General features: G+C 66.5%; 13 protein-coding genes. 5 read left to right on the top strand and 8 right to left on the bottom strand.

Going from position 1 to position 15,381, the window contains the following annotated elements:
* Nucleotides 1–106: 106 nt before the first annotated feature.
* Nucleotides 107–2,209, bottom strand: a complete 2,103-nt coding sequence (locus ACTJK4_RS02465) for a phosphocholine-specific phospholipase C (RefSeq protein WP_440815798.1) — start codon at nucleotides 2,207–2,209, stop codon at nucleotides 107–109.
* Nucleotides 2,210–2,680: 471 nt separating this feature from the next.
* On the opposite strand from ACTJK4_RS02465, the gene ACTJK4_RS02460 reads away from it, so the two are divergent.
* Both ACTJK4_RS02460 and ACTJK4_RS02455 read left to right on the top strand, forming a co-directional pair.
* Nucleotides 2,681–4,648: an NRPS-independent rhizoferrin synthetase gene (locus ACTJK4_RS02460; RefSeq protein WP_440815796.1), complete on the top strand. Its 1,968-nt coding sequence runs from the start codon at nucleotides 2,681–2,683 to the stop codon at nucleotides 4,646–4,648.
* Complete coding sequence (locus ACTJK4_RS02455; protein WP_440815793.1) at nucleotides 4,645–5,889, top strand: rhizoferrin export MFS transporter; 1,245 nt, start codon at nucleotides 4,645–4,647, stop codon at nucleotides 5,887–5,889. The genes ACTJK4_RS02460 and ACTJK4_RS02455 overlap by 4 nt, the downstream gene beginning before the upstream one ends.
* On the opposite strand, the gene ACTJK4_RS02450 is transcribed toward ACTJK4_RS02455, so the two are convergent.
* From ACTJK4_RS02450 to ACTJK4_RS02430, 5 genes are all read right to left on the bottom strand, one after another.
* A complete protein-coding gene (locus ACTJK4_RS02450; RefSeq protein WP_440815790.1) occupies nucleotides 5,877–7,067 on the bottom strand; it encodes a VanZ family protein in 1,191 nt (396 codons plus the stop codon). The genes ACTJK4_RS02455 and ACTJK4_RS02450 overlap by 13 nt on opposite strands.
* Nucleotides 7,068–7,180: 113 nt before the next feature.
* Nucleotides 7,181–7,846, bottom strand: a complete 666-nt coding sequence (locus ACTJK4_RS02445) for an ABC-type transport auxiliary lipoprotein family protein (RefSeq protein ID WP_440815787.1) — start codon at nucleotides 7,844–7,846, stop codon at nucleotides 7,181–7,183.
* A 9-nt stretch (nucleotides 7,847–7,855) separates the two neighbouring features.
* Entirely contained in the window at nucleotides 7,856–8,824 is a 969-nt protein-coding gene (locus tag ACTJK4_RS02440; protein WP_440815784.1) for an MlaD family protein, read from the bottom strand.
* Entirely contained in the window at nucleotides 8,824–9,702 is an 879-nt protein-coding gene (locus ACTJK4_RS02435) for an ABC transporter ATP-binding protein (protein ID WP_260804018.1), read from the bottom strand. The genes ACTJK4_RS02440 and ACTJK4_RS02435 overlap by 1 nt, the downstream gene beginning before the upstream one ends.
* Complete coding sequence (locus tag ACTJK4_RS02430; protein ID WP_024976804.1) at nucleotides 9,699–10,823, bottom strand: MlaE family ABC transporter permease; 1,125 nt, start codon at nucleotides 10,821–10,823, stop codon at nucleotides 9,699–9,701. Before ACTJK4_RS02430 ends, ACTJK4_RS02435 begins: the two co-directional genes overlap by 4 nt.
* A 187-nt stretch (nucleotides 10,824–11,010) precedes the next feature.
* Here ACTJK4_RS02430 and ACTJK4_RS02425 point away from each other — a divergent pair, with 187 nt between their 5' ends.
* From ACTJK4_RS02425 to ACTJK4_RS02415, 3 genes are all read left to right on the top strand, one after another.
* Nucleotides 11,011–11,892, top strand: a complete 882-nt coding sequence (locus ACTJK4_RS02425) for a biotin--[acetyl-CoA-carboxylase] ligase (protein WP_440815780.1) — start codon at nucleotides 11,011–11,013, stop codon at nucleotides 11,890–11,892.
* A complete protein-coding gene (locus tag ACTJK4_RS02420) occupies nucleotides 11,889–12,770 on the top strand; it encodes a type III pantothenate kinase (RefSeq protein WP_232041774.1) in 882 nt (293 codons plus the stop codon). The genes ACTJK4_RS02425 and ACTJK4_RS02420 overlap by 4 nt, the downstream gene beginning before the upstream one ends.
* A gap of 101 nt (nucleotides 12,771–12,871) precedes the next feature.
* Nucleotides 12,872–13,657 carry an SPOR domain-containing protein gene (locus tag ACTJK4_RS02415; RefSeq protein WP_260804021.1) on the top strand — a complete coding sequence of 262 codons (786 nt, stop codon included), beginning with the start codon at nucleotides 12,872–12,874 and terminating at the stop codon, nucleotides 13,655–13,657.
* A gap of 4 nt (nucleotides 13,658–13,661) precedes the next feature.
* Here the strand turns inward: ACTJK4_RS02415 and rfaE2 are convergent, their stop codons facing one another.
* Nucleotides 13,662–14,159 carry a D-glycero-beta-D-manno-heptose 1-phosphate adenylyltransferase gene (gene rfaE2 / locus ACTJK4_RS02410; protein ID WP_260804022.1) on the bottom strand — a complete coding sequence of 166 codons (498 nt, stop codon included), beginning with the start codon at nucleotides 14,157–14,159 and terminating at the stop codon, nucleotides 13,662–13,664.
* Between the two features lie 74 nt (nucleotides 14,160–14,233).
* Nucleotides 14,234–15,088, bottom strand: coding sequence for a ferritin-like domain-containing protein (locus ACTJK4_RS02405; RefSeq protein ID WP_260772389.1), 855 nt, complete (start codon nucleotides 15,086–15,088; stop codon nucleotides 14,234–14,236).
* Nucleotides 15,089–15,381 lie beyond the last annotated feature (293 nt).

The following is a 15,381-nucleotide window of genomic DNA, read 5'->3' as shown; positions in this document are numbered from 1 at the left end:
GCTGTATCAGGCACGCACATACACGAAGCAGCTCTGACGCAGAAGCGACGAAAAAAGCGGCCCGCCGGCAGACCACGCCGGCGGGCCGTTTTTGCTTGGATACCGCTTATGCGCTCAGCGCCGGATCAGACGCGCTGACGCGGCCGGTTTCAACGTGACCGGCAAGGCGACGCGCGAAACCGGCATCGGTGCTGGCCGTGACGGTCAGGTCGTACCAGGCGTGCTGGCTGCGCAGGTCTAGGTACACCGACGCATCGTCACCGCCGCGCACTTCCCGCTGCACGCTCTCGCCCGTGTACGCGCTCTTGATGGTGAAGACGGTAGGCGCGCGGCCATGATTGATGAGGCGAAGTTGCAGGTTGCCGTTGGCCACATCGTAGCCTTCCTTCACCTCCAACGCGCGGCCATGCGGGCGCAGCAGGCCCGACAGCGTGAGCTTGCCGACGAAGCGGCGCAGGAAGCCGTTCGGGCCGTGCACCGTGAAGTCGTAGGCGCCGCCCGCGTTCACGGCCAGCTTGTCCGACAGGCGCTTGCCTGCTTCCACCGTGTAGGTGCGCGGCGCGTCCGGGCTGCCGACTGTGTAGACGAGGAAGGCGGCGCCCACGTCGCCGGTGTTCACGAATTCCAGTTGGAACTTGCCGGCGGCTTCATCCTGGCGGCCGCGCACGAACAGCTCGTACGGCAGCGCACGCGATGGGCGCAGGCCGGCTTCCTGCTTCGGCAAGGCCTGCACCAGCGGGGGCAGCGGCATGTAGCTGGCGTGGCGCAACTTGTCTTTCGGCACATAGGCGGCGGTGCTCGGCAGCGTGGGCACCACCTCGTTGGGCGTGGCGAAGTTGAACGCCGACGTCAGATCGCCGCACACAGCGCGACGCCACTTCGAGATGTTGGGCGAGCGCACGTTGTGCGTGCGCTTGAAGCGCTGTTCGATGAAACGGATGATCGACGTGTGGTCGAACGTTTCCGAGCACACGTAGCCGCCCTTGGACCATGGCGACACCACGAGCATCGGCACGCGCTGGCCCAGGCCGTAGCTGCCGGCGCCGTACGTGCTGTTGCCCGGAAAGTATTCGCCCGTGGTGTCGACCGTCGACAGGCCGTTGCTGCCCGACGATGCAAACGGCGGGACGAGGTGGTCGAAGAAGCCGTCGTTCTCGTCGTAGGTGACGAACACCGCCGTCTTGCTCCACACCTCGGGGTTGGAGGTCAGGATCTGCAGGACCTGGTCGATGTACCAGGCGCCATAGTTGGCCGGCCAGTTCGGGTGCTCGGAGAACGCTTCCGGCGCGGCAATCCACGACACCTGCGGCAGCGTGCCGTTCTGCACGTCGCGCTTGAGGATGTCGAAGTAACCGTCGCCGGCCGCGGCGTTGGTGCCGGTGCGTGCCTTGTCGTACAGCGGGCTGCCGGGCTGTGCATTTTGGTATTGCTTGAAGTACAGCAGCGCGTTGTCGCCGTAGTTGCCGATGTAGGCGTCGCTCGTCCAGCCCCAGGAGCCTGCGGCGTCCAGCCCGGTGCCGATGTCCTGATAGATCTTCCACGAGATGCCGGCGGCTTCGAGCACTTCCGGATATGTCGACCAGCCGTAGCCCGCTTCCGCGTTGTCAATGACAGGGCCGCCGCCGACGTTGTCGTTGCCGACATAGCCCGTCCACATGTAGTAGCGGTTCGGGTCGGTCGACGTGGGCGTCGCGCAGTGGTAGGCGTCGCAGATGGTGAACGCATCGGCCAGCGCGTAGTGGAACGGAATGTCCTGGCGCGTCAGATAGGCCATCGTCGTGGTGCCCTTGTGCGGAACCCAGCCGTCGTAACGCCCGCCGTTGACGGCAAGGTGCGTATCGTTCCAGCCGTGCGGCAGGTCTTGCAGGAACTGCAGGCCCAGATCGGGCGCGCTCGGGCGGAACGGCAGCACTTCGCCCATGCCCCCGGCCATCGGCTGGTGCCACACGCTCTTGCCGTTGGGCAGCGTGACGGTGCGCGTATCACCGTACCCGCGCACGCCCTTGAGCGTGCCGAAGTAATGGTCGAATGATCGGTTCTCCTGCATGAGGATCACGATGTGCTGCACGTCTTCGATATTGCGGTGCGCGTTATGGGCGGGAATCGCCAGCGCCTGGCGAATGCCTTCGGGCACCGCGCCCATGGCTGCGGATGCAGCAGCCAACTGGGCGGCGGAACGGAGAAAACCACGGCGACTGTTGGAGGTCATGTTCTCGTCCTGATGTCTGTGTTTTTTGGGGGGGTGGGGGGACAACACGGGGCAGCGACTGACTGAGCGCACACAACGAGATCAGTCGACGGTGTGGATCACGGGAGGCACCCGCAGATGACCTCCTGATGACTTCAGCGGGCCGAACCGTGCGGCGCGGCCGTCTACTCACCAGGCGCTAAGGTAGAAAGGATTCATGTCGGTTGCGTGAAGATGACTCACGCGCCGGCTTCGTCACCCGCCCCCCTCAAAGTCATCAAATTTTGTTGCAACTGCGAATCATTCTCACCTACACTGCAGCGCACCAAATGGCGCCTTGGCGCACATACCTAGACGGATAACCCCTTGCAGCGCCCACCGGGTCGCTGCATGCCCCGCCTGCCTCAGAAGCGGCCCCTACATCTGGACCCCCTGTGCTGCAGGGCCGAGCCCCCGCTCGCCTGCACACGCTCATGTCCCGTAGGAGCCCTCGTGCAACGTCGATCTGATACCGCCGCCAAGACTCAAACCGCATCCGCTGCCGCCGCGGCCGGCAACTTCCGCCCTGAATCCATTCCCGCGCTGCTCGAAGTGGGCGTGCAGGCCGAACATTGGTCAGCGGCACAACAACTGGCACGGCGGCGGGTGCTGTCGCGCCTGCTCCAGGCGCTGTTTCGTGAAGCGCTGCTCAACGCAGACCAGCTCATCGCCGATACACGCGCCGATGTGACGCTGTTGCCGATCTGGCAGCAGCGCGTGCTGTTGCGCTTCACCGGTTTGCGGCCAGGCGCGCTCGGGAGCTGGACATTGACGGGCGACGTCGCTGTGCTGGCGCACGACCGCCCGCCGACGCCCATTGAGCGTCCATCCGCCCTGCTCAACTGGATCACGCCCATGCTGGATATTGGCGATGCCACCGACGCCCACCGCCTGGCCGCCATCGCCCGGCTCGCGACGGAACTGGACAACAGCCAGGACAACGACACGCTGTGCCAGGCCTATCGACTGGTCTGGGGTGAGCGTCTCGCCGCCGAGCATCGCGTTGCGGCGTCGCAAGACGCGCTCGCCCTGCTCTGCGGCGACGGCACGCCGCACGCCCTGGCGCGTACCGAGCAGTGGGGCACCGGCGGGCATCCGTGGCATCCGGCCTACAAGACGCGGCTGGGGCTCGCGCCCGAGCAGGTGATCGCACTCTCGCCGGAGTTCGAGGCGCAGGTGTCCATCGGCGTGGTGGCCGTGGCGGCCCATCGCCTGCAGGTCACCACGATGGAGGGTGTGCAGCCGTACGCCCACTGGTTCGCGGCGACCTTCCCCGAGGCCATGGCGGCGTTTCGCAAAGCCTTGCTGGCACGCCAGCTCGCGCCCGAAGCGTGGCTGCCGCTGCCCGTCCACCCATGGCAGCGCGACACGACGCTCGGCGAGACCTTCGCCGCTGAATTTGCCGCAGGCGAATTGATCAACCTGCCGGGCATCAGCATTGCCGCCCGCCCGACAATGTCATTCCGCACCGTGGCCGCGACCGACGCGCCGGGCGGCCCGATGCTCAAGCTGCCGGTCAGCATGCGGCTGACCAGCGTTGAGCGCACCGTATCCCCCAAGTCGGCCGTGATGGGCCCACGCGTGAGCGCCCTGCTGGAACGCATCCTCGCGACCGACGCAGGATTGGCGAGCGTCCTGTCGATCGTGCCCGAACGTCACGGCATCCACGTGGCCGGCACAGACGATGATCGCGCCCGGCATCTGTCGATGATCGTGCGCGACAACCCCACCACGCGCATTGCCAGCAACGCGCGGTTGCTGCCGGTCGGCGCCCTCTTCACGCCGGATTTCACCGCAGACATGACGCAGGCTGCGGCGCCCCTGCTGCTCGACACCGTGCTGGCGCGCCAGGCCGATGGCACCCGCACCGAGCGGGCCGCACGTTTCTTCAACGCCTATCTGCGCGTCGCCATTCCGGCCATCGTCGGCCTCTATCTACGTTACGGCATTGCGTTGGAAGCGCATCAGCAGAACACCTTCGTCGTCATCAGCGAGGCCGGCATGCCGGAGCGGCTGGTGGTGCGTGACTTTGGCGACGTGAAGATTGCGCTGCCGACGCTGCAGGCACAGGGCTTCTCGATCGAACCGTTCCGCGCCGGCCACACGACGTATCCCGATCGGGACATCCCCCGCAAGAAGCTCATCCACGCCTTCCTGCTTTGCCACATCGGTGAACTGGCGCTGGCGCTGTTCCCGGACCACGGCAGCACGGTCGGGCTGCGCCAATGGCATGAGGCCATGCAGGCCGTGTTCGATGCGAACCGCCCGGCGCTGGATGCCGACACCTGGGCGCACGAGCGCCACGCGCTGCTCGAAGCGCCATGGACGTTCAAGACGTTCGTCCGCATGCGCCTGCGCGACCAGTCCGACGACATGCATGCCGCGTTGCCCAATCCGTTGGCTGCAGCAGCTCGCGCATGAATCCGGCAACGACTGTGGACGCGTGGCGGGGGGCCATCCGGTGGCTCCTCGTCATCCAGGCCCTTTCAATGGGCGCAATGGAAATGACGGGGCCGTTCTGGCCGCTGTTCCTGCGCGAGCTGTCACCGGTGCCGCACGTGCCGTTCGCGTGGGTGGCGAGCGCAGCGTACTTTGCACCGATGGCCGCCACGCTCGTCACCGCGCCATGGTGGGGGCGCCTGGCCGACCGTGTCGGGCCCAAGCCGATGATCCTGCGGGCGCTGGTCGCGCTGGCGGCGTCACAGCTGTGGTCGGTCTATGCAGACTCGGCGGCGAGCGTGCTGTTGGCGCGCACGGTGCAAGGTGGCCTCGCCGGCTTCCTGGCGGCCGCACAGATCTACGCGATGCGCGTGGCGCCGCCTGACATGCGCCGACGCGTGTTCGCCGATCTGCAGACCGTCACGGCGTGTGGCAGCTTCATGGCGCCGCCGGTCGGCGCGTGGCTCGTGGGGTTGATGGGCTTCCGGATGGCCAACACGGCGGGGGCGGTCGTGATCCTGGCGTGCATTCCGCTGGCGATGTTCTGCCTGCCCGCGATCAAGCCCGCTCCGAGATCCGAAACCGAGCGGGACACCGATGCTCGCCAGGCACGTCGCGCGCCGCTGGGCGGTTTGGTGATCGGCCTGCTGCTCGGCATGGTGGCAGTGCAGGCCGCGCGCGTCATGCCGCAAAGCTTCCTCGCGCCGTATATCACCGAGACGCTGCATGGGTCGGTGATGCTGGCAGGTCTGGCGTACAGCGCCACGGCCGCGACACTGGCGCTGTCTGCGCGCTGGTGGGCAAAGCGCTTTGCGGGTCTGCCCACACATGTCACGCTGGGGCGCGTCTGTGTCTTGACCGCCGCCTGCGGCCTTACTGCGCTCTGGCAGGGCGTCGCGCAAGGGGAAGCCGCGTTCCTCGCTGCGCGCCTGGCGTGGGGCCTCTGTCTGGGCGGGCTGCTACCGGTCCTCAATAGCCTGGTGGCAGAAGGCAGCCCGGAAGATCGTCAAGGCTTTGCCCTGGGGTTGTGCAGCAGCGCAGCCAAGGGCGGTGCGCTCATCGGCTTGGGCGTGGCGGCGTTGTTGACGGGTCTGTTTGGGTGGCGTGCGGGCTTTGTCGCCATGACCGCCATGTACCTGGGGGCACTGCTTGTCCTGCTGGTAATACGCCGCGCAGCCTCACCACATGCAGCATCGGCTGCGGCGCGCGCTCAACGCGCCTGACGTCCGGCGCGCCGCTGCAGCTGCGTCTGCTCGGCGCGCCAGGCGAGGTAACCGAGGCCGAGAAACGGCCACAGCCAGCCGATCCATTGCGACAGGCTGTTGAAGTGGACGAAACGCCCCAGCCGCCAGCTTTGTGCCGACACCCACGAATACGGGCTCGGCGGCAACACGTTGGACAGGATGATCAGCGCGATCAGCAAGGCCATGGCCAGCGCACCGCGCAGCCAACGCGGCAGGCGCACCAGCAGCACCAGCACCAGCGAGCCGACGACCAGCCCGAAACGCGCGCCGGATGAGAGCCAATCCCACGCGCCGCCCAGCGGAAACTGCAACACCGTCGCCCCCGCCTTCACCAGCAGCGCGCCGGCCAGCAACGCAGCCAGCAGGCGCAGCATGGGCGCCCCACGGCGCATGGCCACGCTGGCCAGCAGCCCCGAGCCGATCCAGCTGCAAGCGGTGATGAGCGCTTCCAGCAGCTCCTGACGCTGCAGTGCTTCCGGGTGCGCCGTCAGCTTGTCCTGCCAGTCGAACAGCTCCGGAAACCACCCGTTGAGGAAATTGACGACAAACGCATCCGGCGATGGATCGAGCAGGATGCTGCGGATCACCCCGCCCATGCTGAAGAGGAATTCCTGGGGAAAAATCTGTGCGAACGGCCACACCAGCATCAGCAGGATCGCAAAGGTCGCATGCGGCTCGAACCAACGGCGGCGCAGCCGGCGCAGCCCACCCCGATCGATGAGCCGCGCTGCAAACGGCAGCATCACGATGCCGCCCAGCAAGGCGCCCAGCGTATTCGTCGCCAGATCGACGTTGGACGACACGCGCGTGGGCAGATAGGTCTGGATCGCCTCCATGGCGCCCGAGAGCAACAGCCCGGCCAGCAGCGACAGCAGCACCGCGCGCCAGCCGGTGAAGCGTGGATGCAGCGCCAGCACCGTCAGCATGCCCAGCGGCATGTAGCCCCACACGTTGGTGAGCAGGTCGAAGCCGGTGTTGTAGCGCGGCAGCGGCGCGCTCAGAAAGGCAAACGGCGAGACGCCGGTGTCTGTCCAGCCGGCAAACGGATACAGGCTGGCGTAGACAACCAGCAGCACGAACCACCCCAGCCCGGCGCGTGCAAGCGGCGAGTGGCGATGCGGAGTGGGTGCGGCGGGTTGAGAGTGGAAGTCCGTCACCGGAAGAAGCTATCTAGGAAGAGGAGCGGACGTGCCCGGAAGAAACCGCCCATGATAGCGTCCGATGCCGCTCTTCACGGATGGTTCCTCCATCCGGTTGAGAGGTTGAGGTATCAGCGCCGGCGCGTACCAAATGCGGCCCCGGGTGTTGCAGGGGCGGCCGTAGTTGACGCCGCCAGCGGCAAACTCGCCACCCAGTCGAGCACCTCGCCGATGGCCTTGTCTGACGCCTGCGTGAGCGCCGTCACCCCACCCGCTGCGTCAGGGCTGGGCGCGGGCGCATCAGCCTGCACCACGCGCTGGTCGATCACGCCGCGCGCCAGCGACACCGTTGCCCGCAGGCGCACCACGCCGCGGCTGGCTTCGGGCCTGTCGAACACCTGTGAGAAGTCGACCAGCTCGACGCGCAAGCTCGGCACATCGGTCGTGGGATAGCCGACCACATGGCCGCGCGCGGCCGCCGCGTTGCGCAAACGCGCGTCGAACAGGTTCACGGGCGACTCCACCCAGCGGCTGTTGGCGTAGGCGTCGGTGCGCTGGCTTTGTGCATAGGCGAGGCGGTAGTAGATGGCGTTGCCATCCATCCAGCCGGGGCCGGCCACATCGGCCACGCGCAAGGCGGTGGGCAGGCGTGCGCCTGCGCTGGTGGCTGGCGCGAGTCCAAAGTCATACAGGGCGGCGGGCGCCACGGGCGTGCTGGAGCAGCCCGCCAGAAGCGACAGCGCCATCAAAGCAGGCAGCGCGTGCGCGCGGCGGAACACAGCAGACAACATCGGCATGGAATCTCCTCAGGGCTGGGCCGGAGCGCGGGCGGCGGGCGCGGTGAAGCCGGTCTCACCGGGGCCGGGCACGCCGGGCGCGGGGCCAAACAGCACGCTCTGCGGCCGTGCGTTGAAGTCCGTCACGGCGTGGTCGAAGCCGCGCACGGCCTGGCGGGCCTCACGCGCAAACCCGTTGAGCTGCGGCAGCGTTTCATAGGTCAGCACGTTGGCGGCAGATTGCATCGATTGCGTAGCCGCCGTCAGATCGGTCCCGGCGCCGGAAAGCGTCGTCATCAAGGGCCCCTTCGGGTCGGACAGCGACTGCGTGAGCTTGCGCGTGGCCACCAGCGTGGAATCGAGGTTGTCAGCAATCTTGGGCAAGCGGCGCATGGTCGGTTCCGCCTGCTGCGCGAGCGTGCTGTAGGCGTCCATCGTTTTCTGGAACGATTGCAGCGACGCCGTGACCTGCTGGCGGTGCTCGTCGTCAAACATGATCGACAGCGAGTTCAGCGTCTGATCGAGCTTGGAGAGCATCTGGTCGCCGCGCTTGTCCAGTTCGTCGAGGAAGCCGGCTTCCATGCGAATGCGAGCGGGGTCCTTCTGAGATGTGGCCAGGCGCACCGGGCTGGGCGCGTGCTGGCTGTTGTCGAAGCCGCGGTCGTCGAGCTGCACGTAGGCCAGACCCGTCACGCCCTGGTACGCCAAGCGGCCATATGTCGTGGTGGTGATGGGCGCATCCTTGTCGACCAGCACGCGCACGACGATCTGCCCCGGCACCTTGTCGTCAAAGCGGATGCTGTCGACCTTGCCGACGTCCAGGCCGCGATATTTCACGGAAGCCTGTGGGTTCAGCCCGTTGACGGTTGAGCGCGTGACCACGTCGTACGGCACGCGTACGGTCTGGTCGCGGTTGAACCACATGACAGCCAGCCCGATGAAGATGACCAGCCCGATCGTGAACAGCCCGGCCAGGAATGCGTGGGCCTTGTTTTCCATCAATCCTCCTGCGTCGAAAGCGAGGCTGCAGCCACCGCCTCCGTCATCTGCGGGCCCAGCGCCATCAGGGCCCGTTTGCCCCGCTCACCCAGGAAGTATTCCTTGATGAACGGATGATCAATCTGAATGATCTGCTCCAGCGGCTTGGCCGCCACCACTTTGCGATCCGCCAGCACGGCAATGCGGTCGGACAGCGCCACCAGGGTGTCGAGATCGTGCGTCACCATCACCACGGTCAGGCCCAGTTCCTGGCGCAACTCGCGGATGAGCGCGACGTAATCGTCCGACGCGCGCGGGTCCAGCCCCGCGGTCGGCTCATCCAGAAATACCAGTTCCGGCTCCAGCGACAACGCGCGCGCCAGCGCCACGCGCTTGATCATGCCGCCCGACAGGTCCGACGGCATCTTGTCGGCATCGGTGGATTTGAGCCCCACCATCTGCAGCTTGAGCATCGCCACGCGCTGGACGAACGCGTCGGGCAGTGTGCGCAATTCCCGCATCGGCAACGCCACGTTGTCGATCACGGACAGCGCCGAGAACAATGCGCCGTGCTGGAACTGCATGCCCCAGCGGTTGCGCATCGACTGCAGTTCGTTGCCCACCTGGCAGGTCAGTTCTTCGCCAAAAATGTGGATCGTGCCCGAGGTGGGTTTTTCCAGCCCCACCACCTGGCGCAGCAGCGTCGTCTTGCCGCTACCCGAGCCGCCGACGATGGAAAGCACCTCGCCGCGAAACACGTCCAGATCGATGTTGTCGAGCACGGTCACCTTGCCGTAGCGCTTGGTGACGCTGCGCACCTCGATCACGCGTTCGCGCGCGGGCGTGATCGCCGGCGGCGCTCCGGCATGCTCGATATGCGGATGGCGGGGCCGCGTCATATCCCGACGTCCTTGAAGAGGATGGCGAACACGGCATCGGCGAGGATGACGATGGTGATCGACACCACCACCGACGTGGTCGTGCCCTCGCCCAGGCTCTGCGTGTTGGGCTGGATGCGCAAACCAAAGTGGCACGCCACCAGCGCAATCAGCATGCCGAACACCACGCCCTTGCCGATGCCGAGCCACAGGTTGGCCACCGGCACCGCATCGGGCAGCGAGGTGATGAAATATGTCGGGCTGATATCGAGCTGGAACTTGGCCGCAAGAATGCCGCCCGCCAGCGCCAGCAGATCCGTCCACGCCACCAGCAGCGGCATGGCAATTGCCAGCGCAATCACCTTGGGCAGAATCAGCCGGAAGCCGTGGGAGATGCCCATCACGCGCATCGCATCGAGCTCTTCGGTCACCCGCATCACGCCGATCTGCGCCGTGATGGCCGAGCCGGATCGCCCTGCCACCAGAATCGCCGCCAGCACCGGCCCGAGCTCGCGAATGATGGCCATCCCCAAAATGTTGACGATGAAAATGCTGGCCCCGAACACGCGCAGCTGGTTGGCCGACAAATAACTCAGCACGATGCCGATGAGAAAGCCCACCAGCGCCGTAATGCCCAGCGCCTTGTAGCCAGTGCTGTAGATGTTGGCGGAGATCTCGCGCCACGGGCCGCGATGCGGCGCGCGCACGAACCTGCCGAAGTCGAACATCAACTGACCGACCATGGCGATGCCGTTACGGGCGTGATCGAAAAAGTCGAGCATGCCCTCACCGAGGATCGCCACCGGGTTCATGCGCGGCGCCAGGCGCTGCTTCCAGCCGCCCGGGTCGAGCTTGGCAACCCGATCGAGCATGCGGCGCTGGTCGGGCCGGGCATCCAGGTGTTCGGGCCACTGGTTGCCCCATGCGCGCCACAGCAGTTGCGCGCCAAAGTGGTCGATACGGCCCACCTCGGTCAGGCACCACGCGTTGGCGTTGTCCAGCCCGGCGCGGATCTGCTGACGCGCGCTGCGCACGCCGGCGCGCTCGGCCAGCGCGAGCGTGGTCCAGTCGCCGGAGAGAAAGGCGACGGAGCGCCCATCGACAACGCGCACCTCAAGCTGCGGTGTACGGCAGGTGATCAAACGGTTCTCCGTAAGCAGTGATGCCGGATATCGGTCGAATTGTAGCCAAGGCGCCGCCAAAGGCTGTCACACTGGCTGCCACACTGTGAGGCCTTTTCGTCGCTTGAAGCAAGCGCCACGCCCCTGTTTGGATGGCCGCTCGTACAATGCGCGCATTCTTAGCGCGAACTTGATCGCCCGTTTTTTTATGTCTCTTGCCCAACCCTCCGTGCGGTGGCGCCTTGCGCGCGAGCGCATCCAGCCCAGTGGCCCGGCCGCCGGCTGGCCCATCGATGTGGTTGAAGCCACCGGCTCCACCAGCGCCGATCTGATGGCCGCAGTGCGTGATGCCGCGTGGCCTGCCGGCACGCCGATTCCGGCCCATGCCGGCGCCGCCCCGCTGCTGGGCGCACGCGTGCTGGCCGCGCAGCGCCAGACCGCCGGACGCGGCCGCCAGGGCCGCCCGTGGGGTGGTGACCACGGTCTGACGTTTTCCATCGCGTGCGCCTTTGCGGGCGAGCCCGCACAGCTCGGCGGCCTGAGCCTGGCCGTGGGCGTGGCCGTCGCCGACGCCGTGGCTGGGTACGCGGACGCCCGGGGCGGCAGCGGACAGGCGCTCGCCCTGAAATGGCCCAATGATGTGCAAATTGCGGGGCGCAAGCTGGCCGGCATCCTGGTCGAGACCGTGCGAACCGAGCCGGGCCGGACCTGGGCCGTCATCGGCATCGGCCTGAACCTGGAACGGCCGCGCGTGCTGGAAGCCACGCTGGGCCGCGGCCTGTCGGGCGTGGAAGAACTGGTGGATGCGCCGGAGCCGAATGCCGTGTTTTCGGCGCTGCTCACGTCGCTGGGTGAACATCTGCAGCGCTTCGGCGCACAGGGCCTGGCGCCGTTCGTTGCGCCGTTTGCCGCCCGCGATGCCTTTGCCGGCGAGCGGGTGCGCCTGTGGCAGGACGGCACCGTGGTACTCGAGGGCGTGGCGCATGGCATCGACGCGCAAGGCCGCCTGGCGATCGAATCGGGCGGACGGGTGCAGTGGGTCCACAGCGGCGAGGTCTCCTTGCGCAGCGCAGACGCGGAGCAGCCATGACGCGCCTGAAGGTCTCTGCCACGCACGCCGCTCCCGCCCGTCCGCTGTTGCTGATCGACGCAGGGAACACGCGCATCAAGTGGGCGTGGATTGCCGGCGGCGCCGACGCCGAACTCGCCCTGCCCGAAGAACCGGGTGGCACGCCGTGGCAGCATGCCGGCGCCCGCGCACACGATCGATTGGCTGAACTGGTGGAAGACTGGCGCGATTGCCACGCCGCGGGCGTTGCCCCACCCGAGGTATGGATCAGCGCGGTGGCCGGCCCGGCACTGCGCGATGCACTCACCGCGCGCATCGCCCGCGTATTCGACGGGGCGCGCGTGCGCATTGCCGCGTCGGAAGACGCCACCGCCGGCCTGCGCAACGGGTATCGCGACCCAACGCAGCTTGGCACTGACCGGTGGATCGGCGCCGTCGGCGCACGCCACTTGTGGCCCGACACGGCCCTGCTGCTGGTGACGGCAGGTACAGCCACCACCCTCGATATCGTCACGCCCGACGGGCTGTTTGCGGGCGGCCTGATACTGCCCGGCCTCACGTTGATGATGCGCGCGCTGTCACGCAACACAGCGCAGTTGCCCGAAGTGGATGTCAGCTACCTGAGTGCGGGCGACGTGGTTGCGCCGCCCTGGGCCGACAATACGCAGGACGCCATCGCGCTGGGCTGCGTCATCGCCCAGGCGGGTGCAATTGCGCAGACGTGGATGGCACTGCAGAAGCAATACCCCGGCCCGGCACGCTGCGTGCTGAGCGGCGGAGCACGCGCCGCGCTGGGGCCGCATCTGCGCATGCCGTTCCAGATGCACGATAATCTCGTGTTGCTCGGCCTGCAGGTACTGGCGCGCGCGCGCCGGGAAGGCGCCGCGACGCTGGCCTAGCCTCGGTCGGCCGGGCTGCTGTTTTCGTCTGACGTCTTATCGTTGTTGCTGCTGTGTTCCTGCATTCCGAGCCACCGTCCGAATCCACGTCCGTTCGCACCATGACGCTTCGCCTCGCCCTGCTGCTCCTGCTGCTCGTCAACGGCGTTCTGCTCGCGGCCAATACCGGCGTGTTCGGGCCAGAAGTGTCCAAGGCGTGGTTCGAAAGCGAGCGCGAGCCCGATCGCATGCGCCGCCAGATCCGCACCGAAGAGATCCGTATTCTCGAACCGGCACCCGCTTCGGCACCGGCCGCCGCCGTACCCAAATCGGCGCCAGGCTCTCAGCCGGCGGCTTCCACGCCTGCCGCATCGGGCCCGCAAGCCAGCATCGAGCGTACGGCTCTGACCACCGCTACCGCCGCTGACAGCAGCGGCAGTTGCACCGAGCTCGGCGGCCTGACCGAAGCACAGGCCACGCGCGGCATCGATCAGCTCAAGCAACTGGCGGGTGTGCAGGTTGAGCGCGTCACGCGCCAGGAAGACAACCGCTGGTGGGTCCACATGCCGGCCCGCGACACGCGCGACGATGCCGATCGCAAGGTGGCCGAACTCAAGCGTCGCAACGTGGCGGATTCAGCCATCGTGCAGGAAGGCAATACGTTTGTGGTGTCGCTGGGCCTGTTCCGCGACAAGGAGCGCGCTCAGCAGCGTCTGGACGAGCTGCGCGCCAAGGACGTGCGAACCGCCGTGGTCACGCAAACGCGTCGGCTCGGCTCACAGACCTCGCTGCGTGTGACGACCACCGCCGATGCGGCGTCGGGCGTCGCGGCCCAACTGGCCGCCCTCAAGAAAAACCTTGGCGCCGAAGACCTGCACGCGTGCGCGGCGGTCACGGCATCGCGCTAAACGCTCAGGACGTCGCGCGCACGCGCTTGAGCAGGGCCGTCGTCGAGCGGTCATGCTCGAACGGAATCGCCAGGGCCGTACCGCCCCAGCTACGCACCACGCGCGTTTCTTCCAGCGCATCGATGTCGTAATCACCCCCCTTGACGTAGATGTCGGGACGCACGCGCTGGATGAGTTCGACCGGGGTGCGCTCGGCAAACAACACCACCAGACTCACCGCTTCCAGCGCAGCCAGCACGGCCAGGCGATCGTCCTGGGTGTTGAGCGGGCGGTCATCGCCCTTACCCAGCATCCGCACCGAGGCATCGGTATTCACGCCCACCACCAGCGACGCGCCCAACGCACGTGCCTGCGCCAGATACGTAGCGTGCCCGCGATGCAGGATGTCGAACACGCCGTTGGTGAAGACCACTGGGCGCGGCAAGGCGCGCACGCGGGCCTCCACGTCGGCGGAGTCGCAGATCTTCTGTTCAAAGGCGGGCGCGGGCTGGCGAGCGGTCATGGCGAAAACGAAATCGGGGTGAAAAACAAAACGGCCCATCGAATCGATGGGCCGCTCACTGCCACTGGCAAGGATCAGGCAGCTTGTTCGGCCGAGCCGAGCAGACGTGCGTTGAGTTCCTTGCGGTAGCGATTCAGGTCTTGCACGGTTTCGAAGGTGCGCTCGAACAGCAGACCCATGTTGTGCAGGATGCGCTCGATGACCTTCTTTTCCCAGCCGGCATCGAACTTGATCTGCTCGTCGAGCCAGTGCTCCAGCCAGTCCGGGTTCGGCAGGCGCGATTGCACCGTGTCTTGCGGGAACAACGCCTTGTTCACGTGCAGGTTGGTGGGGTGGAGCGGCTTTTCGGTACGGCGGGCCGAGGCCATCAGCACACCGATCTTGGCGAATGCGCTGCGCGCGCTGTCGCCGAACTGGCCGAGGTATTTCTTCATGTAGCGCAGGTAAGCGCCGCCGTGGCGAGCTTCATCCTGCGACAGATGCTTGTAGATCGCCTTGATGACCGGCTCGGTGTGCCATTCGGAGGCCCGGCGGTACCAGTGATTCAGGCGAATCTCGCCGCAGAAATGCAGCATCAGCGTTTCCAGCGGCGGGGCCGGATCGAACTCGAAGCGCACGTTGTGCAGCTCTTCTTCGGTCGGCACGAGGTCCGGACGGAAGCGGCGCAGATATTCCATCAGCACCAGCGAGTGCTTCTGCTCTTCAAAGAACCACACGCTCATGAACGCCGAAAAATCGGAATCGTGGCGATTGTCACGCAGGAACATCTCGGTGGCAGGCAGGGCTGACCACTCGGTGATGGCATTCATCTTGATGGTCTGCGCTTGCGCGTCCGTCAACAGCGACACATCGAACGTGTCCCACGGAATATCCTTTTCCATATTCCAGCGGACCGCTTCCAACGACTTGAACAATTCGGGATAGAGCATGGTAAGCCTTTGAATTTGCAGGCGGATTCTAGCAGACATGCTTGACCAACCCCCGATTTTCGGGGTTGCCGGAGCAAAGTTCTGTGTCTGCCCGTTTCCTCGTGACAACAGGCCCGCCGACGCCACAACCGCAACGTGGCTTGGCGACCCCCTGGCGCGCGATGCGGCCGCACGTTGTCTCGCGGTACACCGCGATGTGATCGACAGCACGCTGGCCGTCGTCTTTTGTGTCGGACCGGGCCGCCGCCCGGCAAGGCCTTCAGTATAGAAAGCGCTGCAATCCGTGGGGCGAA

This window comes from Ralstonia sp. 22111 (assembly GCF_052045895.1).
Lineage (GTDB): Bacteria > Pseudomonadota > Gammaproteobacteria > Burkholderiales > Burkholderiaceae > Ralstonia > Ralstonia wenshanensis.
The sequence above is the reverse complement of the archived record's forward strand: the minus strand, read 5'-3'. Positions and strand labels throughout refer to the sequence as shown.

Bases quoted from the DNA above. Each gene is read 5' to 3' on its own strand.
- ACTJK4_RS02465 (WP_440815798.1), bottom strand. From the start codon at position 2,209: ATGACCTCCAACAGTCGCCGTGGTTTTCTCCGTTCCGCCGCCCAGTTG.
- ACTJK4_RS02455 (WP_440815793.1), top strand. From the start codon at position 4,645: ATGAATCCGGCAACGACTGTGGACGCGTGGCGGGGGGCCATCCGGTGG.
- ACTJK4_RS02445 (WP_440815787.1), bottom strand. From the start codon at position 7,846: ATGCCGATGTTGTCTGCTGTGTTCCGCCGCGCGCACGCGCTGCCTGCT.
- ACTJK4_RS02440 (WP_440815784.1), bottom strand. From the start codon at position 8,824: ATGGAAAACAAGGCCCACGCATTCCTGGCCGGGCTGTTCACGATCGGG.
- ACTJK4_RS02435 (WP_260804018.1), bottom strand. From the start codon at position 9,702: ATGACGCGGCCCCGCCATCCGCATATCGAGCATGCCGGAGCGCCGCCG.
- ACTJK4_RS02425 (WP_440815780.1), top strand. From the start codon at position 11,011: ATGTCTCTTGCCCAACCCTCCGTGCGGTGGCGCCTTGCGCGCGAGCGC.
- ACTJK4_RS02420 (WP_232041774.1), top strand. From the start codon at position 11,889: ATGACGCGCCTGAAGGTCTCTGCCACGCACGCCGCTCCCGCCCGTCCG.
- ACTJK4_RS02415 (WP_260804021.1), top strand. From the start codon at position 12,872: ATGACGCTTCGCCTCGCCCTGCTGCTCCTGCTGCTCGTCAACGGCGTT.
- rfaE2 (WP_260804022.1), bottom strand. From the start codon at position 14,159: ATGACCGCTCGCCAGCCCGCGCCCGCCTTTGAACAGAAGATCTGCGAC.
- ACTJK4_RS02405 (WP_260772389.1), bottom strand. From the start codon at position 15,088: ATGCTCTATCCCGAATTGTTCAAGTCGTTGGAAGCGGTCCGCTGGAAT.